This is a genomic window from Pseudomonas sp. SDO5591_S426 (genome assembly GCF_054070755.1).
This window is the reverse complement of the sequence record NZ_JBSVXD010000243.1, coordinates 1-7,057: the sequence shown is the minus strand read 5'-3', so window position 1 is coordinate 7,057 and position 7,057 is coordinate 1. Positions and strand designations below refer to the sequence as shown.

Below are 7,057 nucleotides of genomic sequence, written 5' to 3'. Positions count from 1 at the left end.
TATTCCCCTGTAGGAGCTGCCGAAGGCTGCGATCTTTTGACTTTGCTCTTCCCATCGCCAACCCCACCTGCGCTTAGGTAGGATGGTCCTCTCTATTCCCGAGGTTGGCGCGACATGTTCATCGGCATCCTGCTGGTCATTACCTGGCTGATCCTGTTGCTGCGCTATCCGGCCAAGGCCTTGCCTGTGTCCGTCGCCGCCGCCGTGGGCTTGGGCATCGTCGCCACCTGGGTCATCTGGATGGACCACCGCGAACTCAAGCAACTGCAACGCCTGGAGCTGCGCATCAGCTACGCGCCGCAGCACTGCCCCGCCGACCGCCCGCTGCAACTGACCATGAACAACGGCAACGACGTACCGCTGACCGAACTGCGCTGGCGTGTTGCTGCCTATGCGCCCGGCGACACGGTCAACCTCGCCGACAATCAATACACTGCCCCACGCTACCGTGGCCCCGGCGAATTGCAGGCTGGTGGCAACTGGGAAGACTGTTTGCCGCTGCCACCACTACGCCCCGGCTACCGCCCGGAAACCCTGGAGTTTCGCGCCGAACGATTGCAGGGTAGTTTCTCCGACTGAGCTTTCCCTACAGAGCCTCCCCCCACTGTTTGCACAAGGACCGCGCCATGCCCGTTGCGTTGATTACCGGTTGTTCCAGCGGCATCGGCCGCGCCCTCGCCGATGCGTTCAAGGCTGCCGGCTATGAAGTCTGGGCCAGCGCCCGCAAGGCTGAGGATGTCGCGCTGTTGAGCGCGGCAGGATTCACGGCCGTGCAACTGGACGTCAACGACGGCGTCGCCCTTGAACAGCTCAGCGAACAGATCAATCAAACACACGGCGGCCTCGACGTGTTGATCAACAACGCCGGTTACGGCGCCATGGGCCCATTGCTTGATGGTGGTGTTCAGGCGATGCAACGCCAGTTCGAAACCAATGTCTTCGCCATCGTCGGTGTCACTCGGGCGATGTTCCCGGTACTGCGCCGGGCCGAAGGGATCGTGGTCAATATCGGCAGCGTGTCCGGCGTTCTGGTCACTCCGTTCGCTGGCGCCTACTGCGCTTCGAAAGCCGCCGTGCACGCCTTGAGCGATGCACTGCGCATGGAACTGGCGCCGTTCGGCGTGCGGGTCATGGAAGTTCAGCCCGGCGCCATCGCCTCCAGTTTCGCCAAGAATGCCGGCCACGAAGCCGAGCAATTGATCAGCGAGCAATCACCGTGGTTCCCGCTGCGCGAAGGCATTCGCGCCCGGGCCAAGGCCTCCCAGGACAACCCGACTCCGGCCAGTGAGTTTGCAGCCGGATTGCTTAAGGCCGTGCAACAGAGCAAGCCACCGCGTCTGATTCGTCTGGGCAATGGCAGTCGTGCGTTGCCGCTGCTCGCCGGGCTGTTGCCCAAGGGGCTGCTGGAATCGGGATTGATGAAGCGGTTCGGGTTGCGTGGGCAGCTCTGAGATCCCATTGACCCAATCGCGGGCAAGCTACAGGGTTAGCGCGATCCCAAAACTTGCGTATGACCTGTAGGAGCAAGGCTTGCCCGCGATGGCGCCCTAACAGACACCACAGAATTTCAGGTATCAACATGACCGACTACACCGAATACTTCGACGAAGTGATCCAGGCCCACGTCGCCATCGAACAGTGGCTGGCCGAGGAACGCGACGCGTCTGAACTGGAACAACTGCTGACGCGATTCTCGCCGCAGTTCTCCATGGTCTCGCCATTGGGCCGGGTGCTGGATTTTGCTGCGCTGAACGAGTTGTTCACGCTGGCGGGCGGCAAGAAACTCGGCTTTCGCATCGAACTCAGCGAGTTGCGTGGTATTGCGCTGTACGACGGCGGTGCGACCGTGAATTATCGCGAGCAACAGACCGATGCCACCGGGTTGCACTCGGATCGCCGCTCCACCGTCGTGTTCGAAAAACAGGCGGATGGCCGCGTGATCTGGCGGCATTTGCATGAGACGTTTTGCAAGGAGTGAACCTTTGTCTCATGCATGCAGGACCGAGTCGCTCCCATCGCGGGCAAGCCCGCTCCCACAGGGATCTTTGTGTTGAGTGCTATCTAAGCTACACAGCAGAACTTTGTGGGAGCGGGCTTGCCCGCGATTGGGGCCGACTCGGTCTACAAGTCATGCACCATCAGCTTGTTTAACCACCACCGTACAAGTAATCCCCGCCGCCAACAGCACACCCTCCGGCACTTCATCAATGTGGATCCGCACCGGCACCCGCTGCGCCAGTCGCACCCAGTTGAAGGTCGGGTTCACATCCGCGATCAGTTCGCGGCTTTCCGGGTTGTCGCGGTCGTAGATGCCGCGCGAGATGCTTTCTACATGACCCTTGAGCACTTCGCCGCTCATCAGTTGCATGTCCGCTTTGTCGCCGACGCGCACGTGTGGCAGTTTGGTTTCTTCGAAGAAGCCGTAGACCCAGAACGAATTCATGTCGACCACGGCCATTTTCGCCTCGCCGATGCGCGCATAGTCGCCGCGATGCACATTGAGGTTGGTCACGTAGCCGTCCACTGCTGCGCGCACTTCAGTGCGTTTGAGGTTGAGCTCGGCGGCTTCCAGTTGCGCCTGAGCCTGCTGATAATCGGCCAGGGCCGAGTCGGCGAGGTTGCTGGCGTCGTCGCGGTTCTCCCTGGAGATCACCAGGTTGTCCATGTCGGCGCGGCGATGGGCGTTGACCTTGCGCATCTCCCACGTTGCCTTGCGCGACGCCACCAGGCTCTGCGCTTGCTTGACCGTAAGCCGGTAGTGCTCGGGGTCGATCTGCATCAGCAGGTCGCCCTTCTTTACCAACTGGTTATCACGCACCGGCACGTTCACCACTTCACCGGTGACGTCGGCGGCGACGTTGATGATGTCGGCGCGCACCCGGCCGTCGCGGGTCCACGGGGTTTCCATGTAATGCACCCACAGGGTCCGGCCGATCCATATCGCCAGCGCCAGCACCAGCAGGGTCGCGAGCAGGCTGAAAAACTTTTTCATCAGGGCCTCAACGGTAGACAGTCAGCGCCATGGCGCCGAACAGACAGGTAAACAGACTCAGGCGCAGCAGCGCTGGGTGCCAAAAGAAGCGGTACAGATCGAATCCGGACAGGAACCGGTCCAGCGCCCAGGCCACCACCGCAGCAATCAAAAACATCAGGGTCATGGTCGGCATATACACGCCGTGGAAGGCGATTTCACGGGGCATGTTCAAGTCCTTCAGGCTTGGCAATGGCGTAGGCGGCAAGCGGCGATTGCGGGTCGAGCAACGAGGTGCGGATGAAGTGCAGGTAGCTCTTCACCCGACGCAACGCCGAGGTGTCGAAGTGCGGGGCAAAGGGTTCGTCGGTGGACTGCACGCGGCTGATGGCGTGATCGACAGCGACCAATGCGCGCTCAAGGTTGCTCGCGTTCGGTTGCAGGAACAGCCGCACCAGCGAGCGCCCCATCACCCGGATCGACTGGCGCCACGGCTGGGATTCGGCATAGGCCGGATGCACCGGCAAAATCGCCTGTTCCTTGCGCAATTCGATGATCGCGTGACCGACCTCCAGCACCACGAACATCCAGCGCAGTAGATTGCGCTGCACCTGCGGCTGCCCCGCCGCAAAGCCGTAGGCCTGATGCACCAGATCACGAGTGCGACTTTCGAAACTCGACGCCAGGCCCTTGAGCTTGCCACTGATGGCGTACACCACCTGACCGCGCAAATCCTGCTCAAGCCGGCGCCACAGCCAGCGACTGTTGGGCGGCAGAATGATCGCCCCGGCCGCCGCGCACACCAGCATGCCGAGCACCATGGCGATGTAGTCGTTGATGAAGGTGTAGGGGTTGTAGACGGTCAGGTTGTCCGGCACCGAACCGGTGCTGAAGAAGATCAGTAAACCGAGCCCGACCCCGGCGTATTGCGGCCGCGACGCCAGGAACGAGCCCAGCACGATGACCGGCGCGAGCATCACGCACAGCAACGGAAAACCGTCGATCCACGGAAAGATGAAGAACATCTCGACGAAGCCGATCAGCGCCCCGAGCAACGTGCCGCACGCCATCTGGAACGCCATGCGCTTGGGGTTCGGCGTAGCAGCAGACAAGCCCACGGTGGCGGCCGCGATCAGGGTCATGGTCGCCCCGCTCGGCCATGCCGTGGCCACCCAGTAACTGCCCAATACAACGAGGATGAACGCCGCGCGAATCCCCGACGCCGCAGCAGCCATCCAGTTGGTTTGCGGGGTGAATGGCTCGTCCCATTGCTCGCGGGCATGGCTGTGATCAGCCAGGGACGCGTGGGTCTGTGCATAACTGTGCAGGTCATCGACGAAGCGGTAGAGCAGTTCATAAGCGGTGTGGAAATCCAGAAGCTCGGCGTCGCTCGGATCGCTCTCCTGAAACATCGCCCGCAGGCTGCGCACCCGCGCCGGCAAACCTTCCTTGTAAGCCGTCAGCGCCGCGACCAGCCGTGCGGCATCGGCGCTGGTCAGGGCGCGGCCGCTGAAGCCATCGAGCAATTCGGCCAGATCCTGCAAACCCGGTTTGATCGCCGCCACCGCATGATCGGTGCCGCTGCCGCGCAGACGTTCCAGCAACTGGTGCAAGGCGTTGAAACGGGTGGTGATGCCCATGAACTCGCTGTTCAAACGACTGAGCCGACCGTTGCGCCGACGCATGTGCGGGTCTTCGAACACGGTGACGCTGCGCAATCCTTCCAGGCCTACGGCCTCAGCGATGAAGCGCACGTTGCTGGCTTCGAAGGCCTCCGGCCGACTGCGGCCGCGCAAGCCGTCGGTGACGAACAAGGCGAACACGCCGAAGCGCTGATACAAGGCATTGCGCATGGCGGCGCTGGCGGATTGCGGCAAGATCGCGGCGCTGACCAGGGTCGAGCAGAGAATCCCCAGGGAGATTTCCAGCACTCGCCACACCGCCATCATGAAGGCACCGTCGGGATGCGCCAGCGCCGGCAGTCCAACCATTGCTGCGGTATAGCCGGCCAGCACAAAACCGTAGGCGCGGAAATTACGACTGCGCGTCGCGCCGGCCGTGCAGATGCCAACCCAGATCGCCAGCGAGCCAAGAAACAGTTCGGTGTTCTGCGCGAACAAAGCAATCAACGCCACCATCACCGCCGACCCGGCCAGGGTGCCGAGGAAGCGGTAGAAACTCTTGGCGAACACCTGACCACTTTGCGGCTGCATGACGATGAACACAGTAATCATCGCCGTGCGCGGCTGCGGCAACTCCAGGCGCATCGCCAGCCACAGCGTGAGGAACGCCGCGATCAGCACCTTGAAAATGTACACCCAGGTCACGCCGTCGCTGCGTGCCCAGTCGAAGAAACCCCGGCGCCATTCAAGGGAATACAGCCAGCGCAAAGGTGCGGGCAAGGGGGTCATGAAATCCTGCTCATCAAAATTCGATAAAAACCCGGACCCTGTGGGAGCCAGCCTGCTGGCGATAGCGGAGTATCCGTCGACACCCATATTGGATGTGCCACCCTCATCGCCAGCAGGCTGGCTCCCACAGGTATTGCAGTCACCTCAGCAGAACCGGGGTTTTCGGTGGCTGGGTTTGTTCGGCTTTCGGCACATCGTTGCCGGCACCCAGTCCACCGCCGAGGGCCGTCACCAATTCGGCATGGGCACTCAAACGTGCCGCCTGCACCTGCTGCTGCACTTGCTGTTGTTTGAACAACAAAGTCTGGGCGTTGAGCACGTTGAGGTAATCGGTGAGGCCGCGCTGGTAGGCGATCATGGCGATGTCGTAGGTCTTCTGCGCGGTGGCCACGGACTCGGCGGCGAAGGTCTGCTGTTTGTTCATCGACTCGCGGCGGATCAACTGGTCGGAGATGTTTTTCAGCGCGTTGACCAGGGTCTGGTTGTAATGCGCGACGGCGATGTCATAACCGGCCGAGGCTTCACCCAGCTCCGAGCGCAAACGCCCACCGTCGAAGATCGGCAGGGAAATCGCCGGGCCGACGCTGTAGTTGAGTTTCTTGCCGGTCAAAAACTCCAGCGCCCCGCCGCCGGTGGCCATGTAGCCGAGGCTGCCAACCAGATCGACGTTGGGATAAAAACCGGCATGGGCCACGTCGATGCCCCGTGCCTGCGCCGCCACTTGCCAGCGGCTGGCGACCACGTCCGGACGTTGACCGAGTAATTGCGCGGGCAACGACGACGGCAGTTTCAACGCGGCGGCCAATGACAGCGTCGGCCGTTGCAACTGCGCGCCCTCCCCCGGTCCTTTTCCGGCGAGCGCGGCGAGTTGGTTGCGGCTCAGGGCGATTTCTTCATCCAGTGCATCGATCTGCCGATGGGTTTCCGGCAGCGGCGTTTCGGCCTGACTGACTTCGAAATGAGTGCCGATGCCGCCGTTCAAGCGTTTCTGCGCCAACTCAAGAATCTGCTGTTGCTGCTGCAAAGTCGCTTCGACGATGTCCCGCTGTGCGTAATGCAACGACAGTTCGATGTAGACGCGCACGATGTTGTTCTGCAATTCGAGCTGGGCCTGACGCGCTTCGGCGACGCTCATGTGGGCCATGTCCACGGCACGCTCGGTGGCATTGCTTTCGCGGCCCCAGAGGTCAAGCGCATAACTGAAGCCCAGCGCAGCGTTGTTGTCCCAGGTCGTGGTGTTGGCCAGATCACCCGGCCCGTAGAACTGATCGGTGGGCCAGTTATGGCGCTTGAGGGTCGATTCGCCGTTGATCTGCAATGACTCGGCCGCTTCGGCAACACCGGCCATCGACTTCGCCTGCCGAACCCGTGCGGCGGCCATGTCCATGGTCGGGCTGCCTTGCAGCGCGAGTTCGATCCAGCGGCTCAGTTGCGGATCGCCGTAAGCCTGCCACCATTGTGCGGTGGGCCAATGCGCATCCTGGGCGGCGCTCTGGATGGCGTCGTCGGTGGCCAGAGAATTGGCCTCCAGCGCCTTGCCCTGCGGGGCAATACCTCCGGTTCCGATGCAGCCGCTGATTGCCAGGGTTAAAGCCAAAACACTGAGCGGCTGAAGCGCTCTGCTGATGCGAGGCGGCACTGCTGAAGATTCCTGAGATGGAGGGAATACCCTGTA

Annotated in this window: 7 protein-coding genes; 3 read left to right on the top strand and 4 right to left on the bottom strand. The window is 62.0% G+C overall.

What is annotated here, in order from left to right:
• Positions 1–114: 114 nt before the first annotated feature.
• The 3 genes from ACW9JC_RS27390 to ACW9JC_RS27380 all read left to right on the top strand — a co-directional run bounded on the left by ACW9JC_RS27390 (position 115) and on the right by ACW9JC_RS27380 (position 1,978).
• The gene (locus ACW9JC_RS27390) at positions 115–579 is read left to right on the top strand and encodes a multidrug transporter (RefSeq protein WP_338582889.1); all 465 of its coding nucleotides are present in this window, start codon (positions 115–117) and stop codon (positions 577–579) included.
• 47 nt (positions 580–626) lie between these two features.
• Positions 627–1,451 carry an SDR family oxidoreductase gene (locus tag ACW9JC_RS27385; protein WP_457458921.1) on the top strand — a complete coding sequence of 275 codons (825 nt, stop codon included), beginning with the start codon at positions 627–629 and terminating at the stop codon, positions 1,449–1,451.
• Between the two features lie 128 nt (positions 1,452–1,579).
• Entirely contained in the window at positions 1,580–1,978 is a 399-nt protein-coding gene (locus tag ACW9JC_RS27380) for a DUF4440 domain-containing protein (RefSeq protein ID WP_457458919.1), read from the top strand.
• 150 nt (positions 1,979–2,128) lie between these two features.
• On the opposite strand, the gene ACW9JC_RS27375 is transcribed toward ACW9JC_RS27380, so the two are convergent.
• From ACW9JC_RS27375 to ACW9JC_RS27360, 4 genes are all read right to left on the bottom strand, one after another.
• Positions 2,129–2,992: an efflux RND transporter periplasmic adaptor subunit gene (locus ACW9JC_RS27375; protein ID WP_457458917.1), complete on the bottom strand. Its 864-nt coding sequence runs from the start codon at positions 2,990–2,992 to the stop codon at positions 2,129–2,131.
• A 7-nt stretch (positions 2,993–2,999) separates the two neighbouring features.
• Positions 3,000–3,200, bottom strand: a complete 201-nt coding sequence (locus ACW9JC_RS27370; protein ID WP_338582894.1) for a DUF1656 domain-containing protein — start codon at positions 3,198–3,200, stop codon at positions 3,000–3,002.
• Positions 3,190–5,382: an FUSC family protein gene (locus ACW9JC_RS27365; RefSeq protein WP_457458915.1), complete on the bottom strand. Its 2,193-nt coding sequence runs from the start codon at positions 5,380–5,382 to the stop codon at positions 3,190–3,192. The genes ACW9JC_RS27370 and ACW9JC_RS27365 overlap by 11 nt, the downstream gene beginning before the upstream one ends.
• 139 nt (positions 5,383–5,521) lie before the next feature.
• Positions 5,522–7,021: an efflux transporter outer membrane subunit gene (locus ACW9JC_RS27360; RefSeq protein ID WP_457458913.1), complete on the bottom strand. Its 1,500-nt coding sequence runs from the start codon at positions 7,019–7,021 to the stop codon at positions 5,522–5,524.
• Positions 7,022–7,057: the final 36 nt, after the last annotated feature.